Annotated in this window: 9 protein-coding genes; 4 read left to right on the plus strand and 5 right to left on the minus strand. The window is 72.9% G+C overall.

The window, feature by feature from the left end; translation table 11 throughout:
- Positions 1–37: 37 nt before the first annotated feature.
- Entirely contained in the window at positions 38–1555 is a 1518-nt protein-coding gene (rpsA, locus tag ACH4K4_RS17870) for a 30S ribosomal protein S1 (protein ID WP_030021005.1), read from the minus strand.
- A gap of 375 nt (positions 1556–1930) precedes the next feature.
- Between rpsA and ACH4K4_RS17875 the strand changes: the two genes are divergently transcribed.
- On the plus strand, positions 1931–2767 hold the full coding sequence (locus tag ACH4K4_RS17875; RefSeq protein ID WP_398168264.1) for a class I SAM-dependent methyltransferase: 837 nt from the start codon (positions 1931–1933) through the stop codon (positions 2765–2767).
- 111 nt (positions 2768–2878) lie between these two features.
- Positions 2879–5455, plus strand: coding sequence for an ATP-dependent helicase HrpB (hrpB, locus tag ACH4K4_RS17880; RefSeq protein ID WP_398168265.1), 2577 nt, complete (start codon positions 2879–2881; stop codon positions 5453–5455).
- Here hrpB and ACH4K4_RS17885 read toward each other — a convergent pair.
- From ACH4K4_RS17885 to ACH4K4_RS17895, 3 genes are all read right to left on the minus strand, one after another.
- Positions 5442–6434, minus strand: coding sequence for a DUF3068 domain-containing protein (locus tag ACH4K4_RS17885; protein WP_398168266.1), 993 nt, complete (start codon positions 6432–6434; stop codon positions 5442–5444). The two genes, hrpB and ACH4K4_RS17885, sit on opposite strands and share 14 nt — an antisense overlap.
- Positions 6435–6450: 16 nt before the next feature.
- Positions 6451–6585: an SPW_0924 family protein gene (locus ACH4K4_RS17890; RefSeq protein ID WP_398168267.1), complete on the minus strand. Its 135-nt coding sequence runs from the start codon at positions 6583–6585 to the stop codon at positions 6451–6453.
- A gap of 201 nt (positions 6586–6786) precedes the next feature.
- Positions 6787–8580: a lytic transglycosylase gene (locus ACH4K4_RS17895; RefSeq protein WP_398168268.1), complete on the minus strand. Its 1794-nt coding sequence runs from the start codon at positions 8578–8580 to the stop codon at positions 6787–6789.
- Between the two features lie 154 nt (positions 8581–8734).
- On the opposite strand from ACH4K4_RS17895, the gene ACH4K4_RS17900 reads away from it, so the two are divergent.
- Positions 8735–9604 carry a DUF4184 family protein gene (locus ACH4K4_RS17900; RefSeq protein WP_398168269.1) on the plus strand — a complete coding sequence of 290 codons (870 nt, stop codon included), beginning with the start codon at positions 8735–8737 and terminating at the stop codon, positions 9602–9604.
- A 70-nt stretch (positions 9605–9674) separates the two neighbouring features.
- On the opposite strand, the gene polA is transcribed toward ACH4K4_RS17900, so the two are convergent.
- Positions 9675–12413, minus strand: a complete 2739-nt coding sequence (polA, locus tag ACH4K4_RS17905) for a DNA polymerase I (RefSeq protein WP_398168271.1) — start codon at positions 12411–12413, stop codon at positions 9675–9677.
- 164 nt (positions 12414–12577) lie between these two features.
- Here polA and ACH4K4_RS17910 point away from each other — a divergent pair, with 164 nt between their 5' ends.
- On the plus strand, positions 12578–14866 hold the full coding sequence (locus tag ACH4K4_RS17910) for an FdhF/YdeP family oxidoreductase (protein WP_398168273.1): 2289 nt from the start codon (positions 12578–12580) through the stop codon (positions 14864–14866).
- Positions 14867–15018 lie beyond the last annotated feature (152 nt).

The raw sequence follows: 15018 nt of genomic DNA on the forward strand, positions 1-15018 counted from the left end.
GGCCCTGTCCTACCGGCTAGTGCCTAGCGGTGAGCGTTCAGCTCTGGCCGCCGGCCAGCTTCTCGCGGAGCGCGGCCAGGGCCTCGTCCGACGCCAGGGCGCCGGAGTTGTCCGCCGACTCCGAGGAGTACGAGCCACCGGAGACGTTGCCGCCGCCGGCGTTGCCCGAGCCGCCCGCGGCCGGAGCCGCCGCGCCCTCGGCCGCAGCCTGCTCGTCGGCCTCGCGCGACTTGATGACCTGGGCCTGGTGCTGCTCGAAGCGCTGCTGCGCCTCGGCGTACTGGGTCTCCCACGCCTCGCGCTGGGCCTCGTAGCCCTCCAGCCAGTCGTTGGTCTCCGGGTCGAAGCCCTCGGGGTAGATGTAGTTGCCCTGGTCGTCGTAGGACGCGGCCATGCCGTACAGGGTCGGGTCGAACTCGACCGCCGTCGGGTCGGCGCCGAAGGACTCGTTGGCCTGCTTCAGCGACAGCGAGATCCGGCGACGCTCCAGGTCGATGTCGATGACCTTGACGAAGATCTCGTCGTTGACCTGGACGACCTGCTCCGGGATCTCCACGTGGCGCTCGGCCAGCTCGGAGATGTGGACCAGGCCCTCGATGCCCTCGTCGACGCGCACGAACGCACCGAACGGAACGAGCTTGGTGACCTTACCCGGGACGACCTGACCGATCTGGTGGGTCCGGGCGAACTGCTGCCACGGGTCTTCCTGGGTCGCCTTGAGCGACAGGGACACGCGCTCGCGGTCCATGTCGACGTCCAGGACCTCGACCGTGACCTCCTGGCCGACCTCGACGACCTCGGAGGGGTGGTCGATGTGCTTCCAGGACAGCTCGGAGACGTGCACCAGGCCGTCGACGCCACCCAGGTCCACGAAGGCACCGAAGTTGACGATGGAGGAGACGACGCCGGAGCGCACCTGGCCCTTCTGGAGGGTGGTGAGGAAGGTCTGGCGGACCTCGCTCTGGGTCTGCTCCAGCCAGGCGCGGCGGGACAGGACCACGTTGTTGCGGTTCTTGTCCAGCTCGATGATCTTGGCCTCGAGCTCCTTGCCCACGTAGGGCTGCAGGTCGCGCACGCGGCGCATCTCGACCAGGGAGGCCGGCAGGAAGCCACGGAGGCCGATGTCGAGGATGAGACCACCCTTGACGACCTCGATGACGGTACCGGTGACGATCCCGTCTTCTTCCTTGATCTTCTCGATGGTGCCCCAGGCACGCTCGTACTGGGCGCGCTTCTTCGAGAGGATCAGGCGGCCTTCCTTGTCCTCCTTCTGGAGAACAAGGGCCTCGATCTCGTCACCGACGGCGACGACCTCGTTGGGGTCGACGTCGTGCTTGATCGAGAGCTCGCGGCTCGGGATAACGCCTTCGGTCTTGTAACCGATGTCGAGCAGGACCTCGTCCCGGTCGACCTTCACGATGACGCCGTCGACGATGTCGCCGTCGTTGAAGTACTTGATCGTCTCGTCGATCGCGGCGAGGAAGGCTTCCTCGTTACCGATGTCGTTGACCGCAACCTGCGGGGTGGTGGCGGTGGTCTCGGTGCTGCTCGTCATGTGGGAAAGGGCTCCGGTACGGACATTGAAGTCGTAGGTACTGCTACGCCGGGAGCCTGTATCGCTTCTGCATAAGACCGGACAGCGTCAGGGACGACTGGCACGGAACTCCGGAAAACCAACCGAAGCACCAGCAGCGTCCCGAAAACCGAGGGGACATACATACAGATGCGAGCGCGACCTGCTCCGTCTGAGGTGCGCAGGCCCGCAGCGCAACTTGTAGCATACGGGGGCAGCCGGACACGGTCAATGCGCGAAGGCGCACACCCGGGGCGGAACGCCCCATAACCGGCACACGCCATGTTCCGCGAGGCCAACACGGCATCGTGGATCCCGGCAGCCACAAGCTCAGCGAAGAGTACGACGACGGGCGCGATGATCCAAGAGTACGAGCCGGAGGCCACACGACGTGCCGCCTCGGACACGGAGAGCAGCCGGGCCAGCCGTGGCTGGTGGGACCGGAACGCGGACGAGTACCAGAACGAGCACGGTGCGTTCCTGGGGGACGACCGTTTCGTATGGGGTCCCGAAGGGCTGGACGAGGCGGAGGCCGGGCTGCTCGGGCCCGCGGCGGAGCTGAAGGGGCGGCGGATCCTGGAGATCGGGGCGGGCGCGGCCCAGTGTTCGCGCTGGCTGGCGGCGCAGGGCGCCCTGCCGGTGGCGCTCGACCTCTCGCACCGGCAGCTCCAGCACGCGCTGCGCATCGACGCGGGGGCCGGCGAAGCGGACCCGGGCGGGTCGGAGCGGGTCGCGCTCGTCGAGGCGGACGCCGGTGCGCTGCCCTTCCGGGACGCCTCCTTCGACCTCGCCTGTTCCGCGTACGGAGCGATCCCCTTCGTCGCGGACCCGGTGCGCGTACTGCGGGAGGTGCGGCGGGTGCTGCGTCCCGGCGGGCGCTTCGTCTTCTCGGTGACGCACCCCGTCCGCTGGGCCTTCCCCGACGAGCCGGGCCCCGAGGGCCTGAGCGTCGCCGCGTCGTACTTCGACCGCACGCCGTACGTCGAGCAGGACGAGGCGGGCCGGGCGGTGTACGTCGAGCACCACCGGACGGTGGGCGACCGGGTGCGGGACGTGGCCGCCGCGGGCTTCCGGCTGGTGGACCTGGTCGAGCCGGAGTGGCCGGCGTGGAACACCCAGGAGTGGGGCGGCTGGTCGCCCCTGCGCGGCAACCTGATCCCCGGTACGGCGATCTTCGTCTGCTGCGCGGACTGACGGGGCGGGACGGCCGGGGCTGACAGGCGGTCCGAGGGCGGGACGAGGCGGGTACGGCCGCCCCCGTACCCGTCCCGTCCCCCTCCACCGCCCGTCCGGGAGACTGTTGGCGTGATCCGCCACGACGCTCTCGGCCAGTTGCCCGTACGAACCGCCCTGCCCGCGCTGGAGGAAGCGCTGGACCGGCGGGGCGCGGCGGTGCTCTGCGCGCCCCCTGGGACCGGCAAGACGACGCTGGTGCCGCTGGCCCTGGCGGGACTGACCGGGCAGCCGCTGCCCTCCCCCCGCCGCGTGCTCGTCGCGGAGCCGCGCCGGATCGCCGCCCGTGCCGCGGCCCGGCGCATGGCGTGGCTGCTCGGCGAGCAGGTGGGCGACCGGGTCGGCTTCACCGTGCGGGGCGAGCGCCGGGCCGGTCCCCGTACGGTCGTGGAGGTCGTCACGACCGGTGTACTGCTGCAACGGTTGCAGCGTGACCCCGAGCTGTCGGGTGTCGAGGTCGTGATGCTGGACGAGTGCCACGAACGGCACCTGGACGCCGACACCGCCGCCGCCTTCCTCCTGGACGTACGCGCGACGCTGCGCCCGGAACTGCGGCTGATCGCGGCCTCGGCGACGACGGACGCGGCGGGCTGGGCCCGGCTGCTGGGCGGCGCGGACGGCACGGACGGCGGAGCGGCTCCGGTGGTGGAGGCCGCGGGCGTGTCCCATCCGGTGGAGGTCGTATGGGTGCCGCCGGAGCGGCCGGTGCGGCCCGCGCACGGTATGCGGGTCGATCCGGCACTGCTCGGGCACGTGGCGGCGACGGTGCGGCGGGCGCTGCGGGAGCGGCCTGGGGACGTGCTCTGCTTCCTGCCCGGCGTCGGCGAGATCGCGCGGGTGGCGGGGCAGCTGGGCGATCTCGCTTCCGCCGGCGGGGGCGCCGAGGTTTTGCAGGTGCACGGGCGGGCGCCGGCCGCTGTGCAGGACGCGGTGCTGGCGGGGGGTTCGGGGCGGCGGCGTGTGGTCCTGGCGACCTCGGTGGCCGAGTCGAGCCTGACGGTGCCGGGCGTGCGGGTGGTCGTGGACTGCGGGTTGGCGCGGGAGCCCCGTAATGATCATGCGCGCGGGCTGAGCGCGCTGACGACCGTACGGGCTTCGCAGGCGTCGGCCCGGCAGCGCGCGGGGCGGGCCGGACGCGAGGCGCCGGGCACGGTCTACCGCTGCTGGTCCGAGGGCGAGGACGTGCGGCTGCCGCGTTTCCCGTCGCCGGAGATCAAGGTCGCGGATCTCACCGCGTTCGCGTTGCAGGCCGCGTGCTGGGGCGATCCGGACGCATCGGGTCTGGCGCTGCTCGACGCGCCGCCCGCCGGTGCGATGGCGGCGGCGCGCGAGGTGCTGGCGGCGATCGGCGCGGTGCGCGCGGACGGCCGGGTGACGGACCGCGGTGTACGGATGTCGCGGCTCGGCCTCCACCCGCGTCTGGCGCGCGCTCTGCTGGACGGCGCGCGGCAGGTAGGTGAGCGCCGTGCCGCCGAGGTGGTCGCGCTGCTGAGCGAGGAGCCGCCGCGGGAGTACGGGGACGACCTGGCCGGGGCGTGGCGTACGGCGCGACAGGGGCAGGACGCGTACGGCGCGCGCTGGCGCCAGGAGGCTCGCAGGCTCGCCTCCGCGGTGGCGGGGGCCGGGGGCCGCGCGGGCGCGGAGCCCCGTCCCGGCGGGCCCTCCGGTGACGACGCGGCCGCCGGGCTGGTGGCCGCGCTGGCGTTCCCCGAGCGGGTGGCGCGGGCCCGTGGCGCGGGCGCGTTCCTGATGGCGTCCGGGACGGGGGCCGAGCTGGGGCACGGTTCGCGGCTGCGCAGCGCGCCGTGGCTGGCGGTGGCGGTCGCCGACCGGCCCGTCGCGGCGGCGTCGGCGCGGGTGCGGCTGGCGGCCGAGATCGACGAGGACACCGCGCGCACGGCGGCCGCGGCGCTGTACTCCTCGGGCGAGGAGGTGCGCTGGGCCGACGGGGACGTGGTGGCCCGCGCCGTCGAACGGCTGGGCGCCGTCGAACTGGTCGCCCGCGCGCTGCGCTCCCCCGACCCCGGCCTCGTCCAGGCGGCGTTGGCGGACGGGTTGCGCAGGGACGGGCTCGGGCTGCTGCGCTGGACCGAGGGCGCGCGGGCGCTGCGGCAGCGGATGGCGTTCTTGCACCGGGAGTTGGGCGGTGACTGGCCGGACGTGTCGGACGCGGCGCTGCTGGCGGGGCTGGACACGTGGCTGGGCGTGGAGCTGGGCCGGGCGCGGCGGCGCGCCGATCTGGAGCGGGTGGACGCGGGACAGGCGCTGGCCCGGCTGCTGCCGTGGGCGAGCGGTGCGGCGGTCCGGTTCGACGAGCTGGCGCCGGAGCGCATCGAGGTGCCGAGCGGGTCGCGGGTCCGTGTCGACTACGAGGGTGAGCAGCCCGTGCTGGCCGTCAAGCTCCAGGAGCTGTTCGGCTGGCAGGAGTCTCCCCGGGTGGCGGGCGGGCGGGTGCCCGTCCTGGTGCACCTGCTGTCCCCCGCCGGGCGGCCGGCCGCGGTCACGGCCGATCTGGCGTCCTTCTGGAAGGACGGCTACCGGTCGGTACGTGCCGAGTTGCGCGGGCGCTATCCGAAGCACCCCTGGCCGGAGGACCCGTCCGGCGCGCAGCCGACGCGGCACACGACGGCACGGCTCAAGCGGAGCTGACGCGCTCCGGGCGGTCCGTCTCGGGGCGGCCTCGCGCCGGGCGGCGGCCGCGGGCCTCCAGGAGCAGGCTCAGGGTGAGGAGCGCGGCTCCCAGTGTGAGGAAGCCCCAGGGGAGGTGGCTGGTGAGGAGCAGGACGAGGCGGCGCTGTGAGGTCACGAGGCCGACGGTGGCGTCCACGTAGTCGGGCCGCATCTTCACGTGTCCCGAGAAGGCGGTGACCTTGCCGCCGCCGGGGACGAGGCTGCCACCGCGCAGTTCCTCGCGGTGGATCTCCTCGCCGTTGACGGGCGCGCCGGTGACCGGTTCCACCCAGAACATCCGTTTGGTGCTGTACCAGCGGCTGGTGCCCGCCTTCTCGACGGTCTGCGGGGTGATGCCCTCGACCGGCATCTTCTTGGGGAGCGCGACCTTGGTCCAGGGGATGGTCTGCTCGAAGTAGTAGACCTCCAGGCCGCGGAAGGTGCGGGTGCCCTTGTAGTGGATGGGGGCGGCGGTACGGGTCTGCGCGTCGAAGTAGTCGTAGTCGCGCTTCTCCGTCAGGAAGGGCCATTTGTATTCGATGCCGGTGCGCCGTACGGGGTCGCCGTCGACCATTTCGCCGGTGGCGTGCACGGGTTCCTGGGTGTGGGCGTCGAAGATGTAGCGCTCGGGGATCTGGGAGACCATCTTGCCGTCGGGCCCGGCGACATGGGTCAGCGCGTCCCAGACGACGACGTCGCGGCCGGCGCTCTTCTCGATGCGTTCGGATTCCTCGACGTTGCCCTTGAGCGTCTGCACGATGGAGACCTTGGGGACCTGCCGGGCCCGCATCGTGCCGTAGTCGAGGAGCACGGCGGGCTTCGCCTCCAGGACCATGTCCTGGTACTGGTTCGGCGGGATCTTGGCGAGCCGCGGGAAGGCGTACCAGCGCAGCAGCGGGGACAGCGCGGCGAAGAAGACGGCGAAGGCGAGCAGGACCAGGCTGGCTTTGCGTCGCATGCGGCGGCGCCCTCCCTCAGGGGTGTGCGGGGACCGTGGTGCGCAACGGTTCGGGAGAGGTCTCGCCGCCGGGCGCGCCGGCCGCCGTCATGGCGAGGACGAGGGCGAGGGCCGCGGCCAGTCCGATCGCGGCGGCTGCCAGTGCGCGCATGCTCGGCCTCCCGAGGGGTTCCGGTACGGACCGGCCGGTGGGCTCCGGTGGGCTGACAGGGCGTCAGGGACGGAGGGGCACCGTAGCAACGGGCGGCGCGGATGAGAACAGGTCGCGCCGACGGCGCACCGGGCCGCCGGGAACGGCACCGCCGCCCGGCTCCGGCGGGAGCGGGACGGCGGTGGTCGCGGTGCGTGGCGCTTACGGCGTGACGGTCAGCTTGACGGTCAGTACGGCGCCGTCGGCGGTGGTGAGGCGGAGCAGGTACGTGCCGGCGTGCGCGTCGGTACGGATCTCCGGCAGCTTGAGCAGGCCGTCGGCACCGGTCTTGAGTGTCAGGGTGCGGACCTGCTCGTCCTTGTCCTCGCCCGTGCCCTGGAAGTACGGGCCCTGGTCGTTCTCCACGGGCTGCTTCGGGTCGTCGGTGACCATCGTCGCGGTCACCGCCACTCCCGCGGCGGTCTTCCCCCGGTAGGTGGCCTTGACCTCGACGGCGCCCGCGGCGAAGGAGGTGCCGGCCTTCGCCGTCAGCTCGGTGTCGGAGGTGCGGGCCAGCGCGTCGGCCTTGGGGGCGGGCGCCGGCTTGGCCTTGACGGTCGCGGCGACGTCGGTGGCGGGCAGGTGGCGGCCCAGCGCGGTCGCCCGGACGGTGAAGCTGCCCGCGCGGTCGCCGGCGCTGAGCTTCGGCGCGGTGGCGGTGCCGTCGGCGCCGGTGGTGACCGTGACGTGGTCGGCCTTGCCGGGGAAGCGGGCGCCGGTGGCGCCGACGACCCGGAACTCGACGGGGACGCCCGCGACCGGCTTGCCCTGGGCGTCCTTCGCCCGTACGCCCACCGGCCCGGCGAAGTCCTCGCCCGCGGTGGCCGTGATGTCCTTGGCTCCGGTCCGCTCCAGCGCCGTGACCTCGGCGGGCTTGGTCGGCGGCTTGGTGGGGGGCTGCGTGGGCGGCTTGGGCGTGGGCGTGCCGGGGTCGGTCGTCGGCGGCTTCGGCTTGGGCTTGGGCTTCGGCGATGGCGTACTGCCGCCGTCGCCGGGGCCGCCGGGCTTGCCGGTGCCGGGGTGGGTGGGCTTGGTGCCCTGGCCGCCGGTGCCGGGCCGGTTGCCGGGCACGGTCGTACGGCCCGGGGTGGGGCCCGCGCCCGTGGAGCCGCTGCCGGCTCCGCCGCGGCCCACCGGCAGCAGGCCCTTGCCGTCGGGGACCTCGTGGGTGCCCTTGCGGTAGAACGAGAGCCAGGACATGACCACGTTCAGGTAGTCCCGGGAGGGGTTGTAGCCGAGGACGGCCTTGTCCAGGTCGCGCTGAACGGACAGGTCGCGGTGGTTGGCGCAGAGGTAGCGGCCGGCGCCGAGGGCGGCGTCGTAGATGTTGTTGGGGTCCTTCTTGCCGTCGCCGTTGCCGTCGGCGCCCCAGCCGGTCCCGCCGGGGCCGCCCTTGGACCAGGTGGAAGGGATGAACTGCATCGGGCCCACCGCGCGGTCGTGCGTGGTGTCGCCGTCGAAGACGCCCTTGTCGGTGTCGGTGACCCGTGCGAAGCCCTTGCCGTTGAGCTGCGGGCCGGTGATCCGCTGGAGGGTGGTGCCCTCGGCGTCCACGGCTCCGCCGCGCGCGTGACCGGATTCCACCTTGCCGATGGCGGCGAGCAGTTGCCAGGGCAGCCGGCAGCCGGGGTCGGTCTGGGCGACCCGGGCCTCGGCCTTCTTGTACGCGTCCAGGACGGTGGCGGGGATGCCGGCCTCGGCGGGGCCGGTGGCGATCGGCCCCGGGCCCTGCGTGCTGCCGGGCGGTACGGGGCTGTGCAGGGGCGGCAGGTCGGTGTAGTAGGGCGAGCCGCCGTCGATGGGGGTTTCGCCCCCGGGGGACGGCTCCTTGGCGCTGTTGGCCCTGCTCTCGGCGGCCCCCGGGGCCTGGGAGGCGGTCAGGGCGGCGAGCGCGAGTGCCGCGACCGCCGTCGATGCCGCTCCCTTGCGGAGCCGCCGCCCGAATGTGGCTGCCATCTGTGCCCGTCCCCTCGTGTTGATCCACCGCGCGCACGGCGCCGTGCAGCGCCCCCCGGCGCTCCCAACTCACGTGACACTACGACAACTTCCGGCGGGCATCCACTGCTCCCAACGCCAGACATACTGATCCTAAACGATCAGGGAGAGGGTCATGCCGTTCACACTCAGCCATGCCGCCGCGGTGCTGCCGGTCCTGCGCCGGACCGGGGCGGCGCGCGGACCGCTGATCGCGTCGGCCCTCGTGGCCGGCTCCTTCGCGCCGGACGTCACCTACTTCGCGGACACCGTCGTGCCCGGCGCCATGCTCTTCGGCGACTTCACGCACGGCGTCCCCGGCGTCCTCACAGTGGACGCGCTGATCACCGCCCTGCTGGTCGCCGCCTGGCTCCTGCTGCGCGAGCCCCTGGTGGCGCTGCTGCCCGCGGCCTGGCGCGGCAGGGTGTACGCGGTGGTCCGCGGCCGCCCCCGGCGGGCGGCGGGCGCGCCGCCCGTGCCCGTCACGCTCGCGTGGTTCTACGTCTCCGCGGTGCTGGGCTCCCTGACCCACATCGTCTGGGACGCCTTCACGCACCAGGGACGCTGGGGCACGCGGCTGCTGCCCGTCCTCAACGAGGCCGTCGCGGGCTTCCCCCTCTGCACGTACGTCCAGTACGGCACGTCGGCGCTGGCCCTGGGTGTCCTCGGCTGGTTCCTGTGGACCGCGGCGCGGCGGATACCGGAGGCCGCCGCACCGGCCGGGCTGCCGGTGCTGACCGGCGGGCGGCGGCTGCTGGCGGTGGCGCTGCTCGCGCTGTGCCTGCTCGCCGGGGCCGTGCACCGTACGCTGCGGGCCCGCGCCGTATACGGGGAGGCCACGGTGACGTGGTTCGACTACGTGCCGACCGTGCTCTTCGGCGCGGGCGCCGGTCTCGCGCTCGGACTGCCGCTGTACGCGGTGGCGGTACGGCTCCTGCACCGCCGCGCCCGCCCGCCACGGACCGGGCGCGGCGCCGCGTACGACCGCTCCGGCACCCGGCCGTAGACGGTCGTCCGGGGTCGCGGACGGCCCCGGGCGGCCGTCCGCGACCGCGCGGGGCCGGTGCGCCGCCGGGTCAGTGCGCCGCCGACTCCCAGTCGCCGCCGGAGCCGACCGACACGTCCAGCGGCGCGCGCAGCTCCACGGCTCCCGCCATCTCGCGCCGCACCAGCTCCTCGACGTTCTTGCGCTCGCCGGGCGCCACCTCCACCACGATCTCGTCGTGCACCTGGAGCAGCATCCGGGAGGTGAGGCCGGCCGCCCGCAGCGCCTCGTCGACCCGCAGCATCGCCAGCTTGACGATGTCGGCGGCGGTGCCCTGGATGGGGGCGTTCAGCGCCATCCGCTCGGCCATCTCGCGGCGCTGGCGGTTGTCGCTGTTCAGGTCGGGGAGGTAGCGGCGGCGGCCCATGATCGTCTCGGTGTAGCCGGTGGCGCGGGCCTTGTCGACGACGTCCTGGAGGTAGTCGCGCACCCCGCCGAACCGCTCGAAGAAGGTGTCCATCAGGCGGCGGGCCTCGTCGGGCTGGATGCCGAGCTGCTGGGAGAGGCCGAACGCCGAGAGACCGTACGCCAGGCCGTAGGACATCGCCTTGATCTTGCGGCGCATCTCCGGGTCGACCTCGGACTTGGCGACCGAGAAGACCTGGGAGGCGACCGTGGTGTGCAGGTCCTCGCCGGAGGTGAACGCCTCGATCAGGCCCTCGTCCTCGGAGAGGTGGGCCATCACGCGCAGCTCGATCTGGCTGTAGTCGGCGGTCAGCAGGGATTCGTAGCCCTCGCCGACCACGAAGCCGCGGCGGATCGCGCGGCCCTCGTCCGTGCGGACCGGGATGTTCTGCAGGTTCGGCTCGGTGGAGGAGAGCCGGCCGGTGGCGGCCACCGTCTGGTTGAAGGTGGTGTGGATGCGGCCGTCCGCGGCGATCGTCTTGATCAGGCCCTCGACCGTCGTGCGCAGCTTGGCCTGCTCACGGTGGCGCAGCATGATCACCGGGAGCTCGTTCTCGGTCTGGGCCGCGAGCCAGGCCAGGGCGTCCGCGTCGGTCGTGTAACCGGTCTTGGTCTTCTTGGTTTTGGGCAGGCCCAGCTCGCCGAAGAGGACTTCCTGGAGCTGCTTGGGCGAGCCGAGGTTGAACTCGTGCCCGGCCGCCGCGTGCGCCTCCTGGACGGCCTGCTGGACGGCGGCGGCGAACTGCTGCTCGATGCGCTCCAGCCAGCCGCGGTCGGCGGCGATGCCGGCCCGCTCCATCCGGGCCAGCAGCACGCTGGTGGGCAGCTCCAGGTCGCGCAGCAGACCGGCCGCGCCCACCTCGTCCAGCTTGGTGGTCATGGCGGCACCGAGGTCCAGGACCGTGCGGGCCTGGCTCATCAGGGCGTCCGCCTGGGCGCGGTCGTCGGCGCCGAAGGCGAGCTGGCCGTCGCTCTCGGCGGCCGGGGCCAGGTCGCGGCCCAGGTACTCGACGGACAGGGCGTCCAGCGCGAAGGAGCGGCGCCCCGGCTTGACCAGGTAGGCGGCGAGCGCGGTGTCCATGGTGACGCCGTCGATGCTCCAGCCGTGCTCGGCGAAGACCCGCATCAGGCCCTTGACGTTGTGCATCACCTTGTGGCTCGCCGGGTCGGCGCTCCAGGCGGCGAAGGCGCGCTCGTCGGCCTCGTCCAGCTCGGTGGGGTCGAACCAGACGGCCGGGCCCTCGGCGGTGGCGAGGGCGACCTCGGCGACGCTGCCGCTGCCGACCGTCCAGGTGTCCACGGTGGAGACGCCCAGCAGCTTCCGGCCGTGCTCGGCGAGCCAGGGGGCCAGCTCGCCGGCGGCGGCGACCGTGCCGTCGATCTCGACGTCGGCGGGCGCGGGCGCCGTGTCCCCGGCCTCCCCGGCGCCGGGGTCGGCGGCCAGCAGGCGGTCCCGCAGGCCCTGGTTGCGGATCTCCAGGCCCTCCAGGAAGACGGTGAGCGCCGTGCGGTCGTAGGCGTCGCGCACCAGCTCGGCGGGGCCGCAGGGCAGCTCCACGTCGCGCACCATCTCGGTCAGGACGCGGTTGAGCTTGACCGCGTCCAGGTGATCGCGGAAGTTCTGCCCGGCCTTGCCCTTGACCTCCTCGGCGCGCTCGACCAGCTCGGCGAACGAGCCGAACTGGTTGATCCACTTCGCGGCGGTCTTCTCGCCGACGCCGGGGATGCCGGGCAGGTTGTCGGACGGGTCGCCGCGCAGCGCCGCGAAGTCGGGGTACTGGGCCGGGGTCAGGCCGTACTTCTCCTGCACCTTCTCCGGCGTGTAGCGGGTCAGCTCGGAGACGCCCTTGGTGGGGTACAGGACCGTGACGTCGTCGCTGACCAGCTGGAAGGAGTCCCGGTCGCCGGTGACGATGGAGACCGCGAAGCCCTGGGCGGTGGCCTGGGTGGCGAGCGTGGCGATGACGTCGTCGGCCTCGAAGCCCTCGACGGCGAAGCGCTTGACGCGCATCGCGTCCAGCATCTCGCCGATCAGCTCGACCTGGCCCTTGAACTCGTCGGGGGTCTTGGAGCGGTTCGCCTTGTAGTCGGGGAACTCCTCGGAGCGCCAGGTCTTGCGCGAGACGTCGAAGGCCACCGCGAAGTGCGTGGGCGCCTCGTCGCGCAGAGTGTTCGCGAGCATCGACGCGAAGCCGTAGATCGCGTTGGTCGGTTGTCCGGTGGCGGTGGTGAAATTCTCCACGGGCAGGGCGAAGAACGCCCGGTACGCCATGGAATGCCCGTCCATCAAGAGCAGCCGGGGACGGCCGCCCTCCACCGCATCGGTGCCGGTCGCTTCGCTCTTCTTCGCTGCCTTTGCTGCCACACCCCGATCCTGCCACGCCCCACTGACAATCCCCGCCGCGACGACCGCGGCGGCGTCGCCGTCAGCCGTCCGTGACAAAATTCTGTACACGGCACCGATCGCCGCCCGGCAGGCCCGGCGGCGCCGTACCCCTCCGCACCGCACCCGGCTCAAGGGAGAGCGCCATGGCAGGCAAGCCGCCCGCTTCGGATCCCGTCCAGGACTCGCCCGAGGTCACGCCCCCCGAGCACTACGCCGTGGGCCTGCCGGCCATCACCCACGCGCTGCGGGTGTCACAGAAGCAGATGGGCGTGCGCCGCACCGCCCTGACCCTGCTGCGCGTCAACCAGAAGGACGGCTTCGACTGCCCCGGCTGCGCCTGGCCCGAGCCCGAGCACCGGCACGCGGCCGAGTTCTGCGAGAACGGCGCCAAGGCCGTGGCCGAGGAGGCGACGCTGCGCCGCGTCACCCCCGCCTTCTTCGCCGCCCACCCGGTCTCCGACCTCGCGGAACGCAGTGGCTACTGGCTCGGCCAGCAGGGGCGGCTGACCCAGCCCATGTACCTCGCCGAGGGCGCCGAGAGGTACGTGCCCGTGCCGTGGGAGCGGGCCTTCGACATCATCGGCGAGGAGCTGGCCGCGCTCGGCTCCCCCGACGAGGCCGTCTTCTACACCTCCGGCCGTACGAGCAACGAGGCCGCCTTCCTCTACCAGCTCTTCGCGCGCGAGTTCGGCACGAACAACCTGCCCGACTGCTCCAACATGTGCCACGAGTCCTCGGGCTCCGCGCTCACGGAGACCATCGGCATCGGCAAGGGCAGCGTCCTGCTGGAGGACCTGTACAAGGCCGACCTGATCATCGTCGCCGGGCAGAACCCCGGCACCAACCACCCCCGGATGCTCTCCGCCCTGGAGCAGGCCAAGGCGGGCGGCGCGAAGATCATTTCGATCAACCCGCTGCCCGAGGCGGGCCTGGAGCGCTTCAAGAACCCGCAGACCCCGCGCGGCCTCGCCGGGCGCGGCACCGCCCTGACCGACCTCTTCCTCCAGGTGCGCATCGGCGGCGACCAGGCCCTCTTCCGTACGCTCAACCGTCTCGTCCTGGAGACCGAGGGCGCCGTCGACACCGAGTTCATCGCCGAGCACACACACGGCTTCGAGGAGTTCGCCGCGGCGGCGCGCGCGGACACCGACTGGGAAGAGACCCTCGCCGCCACCGGCCTGACCCGCCAGGAGATCGAGCGCGCGCTGGAAATGGTCCTCCAGTCGCGCCGCACGATCGTCTGCTGGGCGATGGGCCTGACCCAGCACAAGCACTCCGTCCCCACCATCCAGGAAGTCGTCAACTTCCTCCTGCTGCGCGGCAACATCGGCCGCCCCGGTGCCGGCGTCTGCCCCGTGCGCGGCCACAGCAACGTGCAGGGCGACCGCACGATGGGCATCTTCGAGCGCCCCGCCCCCGCCTTCCTGGACGCCCTGGAGAAGGAGTTCGGCTTCGCGCCGCCGCGCGAACACGGCCTGGACGTCGTACGGGCCATCCGCGCCCTGCGCGACGGCGAGGCGAAGGTGTTCTTCGCGATGGGCGGCAACTTCGTCTCCGCCACCCCCGACACCGACGTCACCGAGGCCGCCGTGCGCCGCGCCCGGCTGACCGTCCACGTCTCCACCAAGCTCAACCGCTCGCACGTGGTCACCGGCGCCCGCGCGCTGATCCTGCCCACCCTGGGCCGCACGGAGCGCGACGTACAGGCGGGCGGCGAGCAGTTCGTGACCATCGAGGACTCCATGGGCATGGTGCATGCCTCCCGCGGCCGGCTGGAGCCCGCGAGCCCCCACCTGCTCTCCGAGCCCGCCATCGTCGCCCGCCTCGCCCGCCGCGCGCTGGGCGCGGACAGCCGTACGCCCTGGGAGGAGTTCGAGAAGGACTACGGCGCCATCCGCGACCGGATCGCCCGCGTCGTACCGGGCTTCGAGGACTTCAACGCCAAGGTGGCACGCCCCGGCGGCTTCGCCCTGCCGCACGCCCCGCGCGACAAGCGCAGCTTCCCCACGGCCACCGGCAAGGCCAACTTCACGGCCGCGCCCGTCGAGTACCCGAAGCTCCCCGAGGGCCGGCTGCTCCTCCAGACGCTGCGTTCGCACGACCAGTACAACACCACGATCTACGGTCTCGACGACCGCTACCGGGGCATCAAGAACGGCCGCCGCGTCGTCCTGGTCAACCCCGAGGACGCCCGCGCGCTGGGCGTCGCCGACGGCTCGTACACCGACCTGGTCAGCGAGTGGACCGACGGCACGGAGCGGCGCGCGCCCGGCTTCCGCGTCGTCCACTACCCGACCGCGCGCGGCTGCGCGGCGGCGTACTACCCGGAGACCAACGTCCTGGTGCCGCTGGACCACACCGCCGACACCAGCAACACCCCCGCCTCCAAGTCGCTGGTCATCCGCTTGGAGCCGACGGCTCCGCAGAGCTAGCGCGGCGACCGCGCACACGGCCGTACGGGCCGGGGTCCCAGCCCCGGCCCGTACGCCTGATCGGTAGCCTGATAAGAACGTGCACGACTCAACGACCGGCGCCGGACCGGCTCAGCGCCGGTACGCCGCACCGCCACCACGGGCACACGAAC

The sequence above is a fragment of the Streptomyces sp. NPDC017529 genome (assembly GCF_044329785.1).
Lineage (GTDB): Bacteria > Actinomycetota > Actinomycetes > Streptomycetales > Streptomycetaceae > Streptomyces.

What these genes read in the sequence shown, in the direction of transcription:
- rpsA (WP_030021005.1), bottom strand. Translation starts at nt 1,555, where the DNA reads ATGACGAGCAGCACCGAGACCACCGCCACCACCCCGCAGGTTGCGGTC.
- ACH4K4_RS17910 (WP_398168273.1), top strand. Translation starts at nt 12,578, where the DNA reads ATGGCAGGCAAGCCGCCCGCTTCGGATCCCGTCCAGGACTCGCCCGAG.
- ACH4K4_RS17895 (WP_398168268.1), bottom strand. Translation starts at nt 8,580, where the DNA reads ATGGCAGCCACATTCGGGCGGCGGCTCCGCAAGGGAGCGGCATCGACG.
- ACH4K4_RS17890 (WP_398168267.1), bottom strand. Translation starts at nt 6,585, where the DNA reads ATGCGCGCACTGGCAGCCGCCGCGATCGGACTGGCCGCGGCCCTCGCC.
- ACH4K4_RS17900 (WP_398168269.1), top strand. Translation starts at nt 8,735, where the DNA reads ATGCCGTTCACACTCAGCCATGCCGCCGCGGTGCTGCCGGTCCTGCGC.
- ACH4K4_RS17885 (WP_398168266.1), bottom strand. Translation starts at nt 6,434, where the DNA reads ATGCGACGCAAAGCCAGCCTGGTCCTGCTCGCCTTCGCCGTCTTCTTC.
- ACH4K4_RS17875 (WP_398168264.1), top strand. Translation starts at nt 1,931, where the DNA reads ATGATCCAAGAGTACGAGCCGGAGGCCACACGACGTGCCGCCTCGGAC.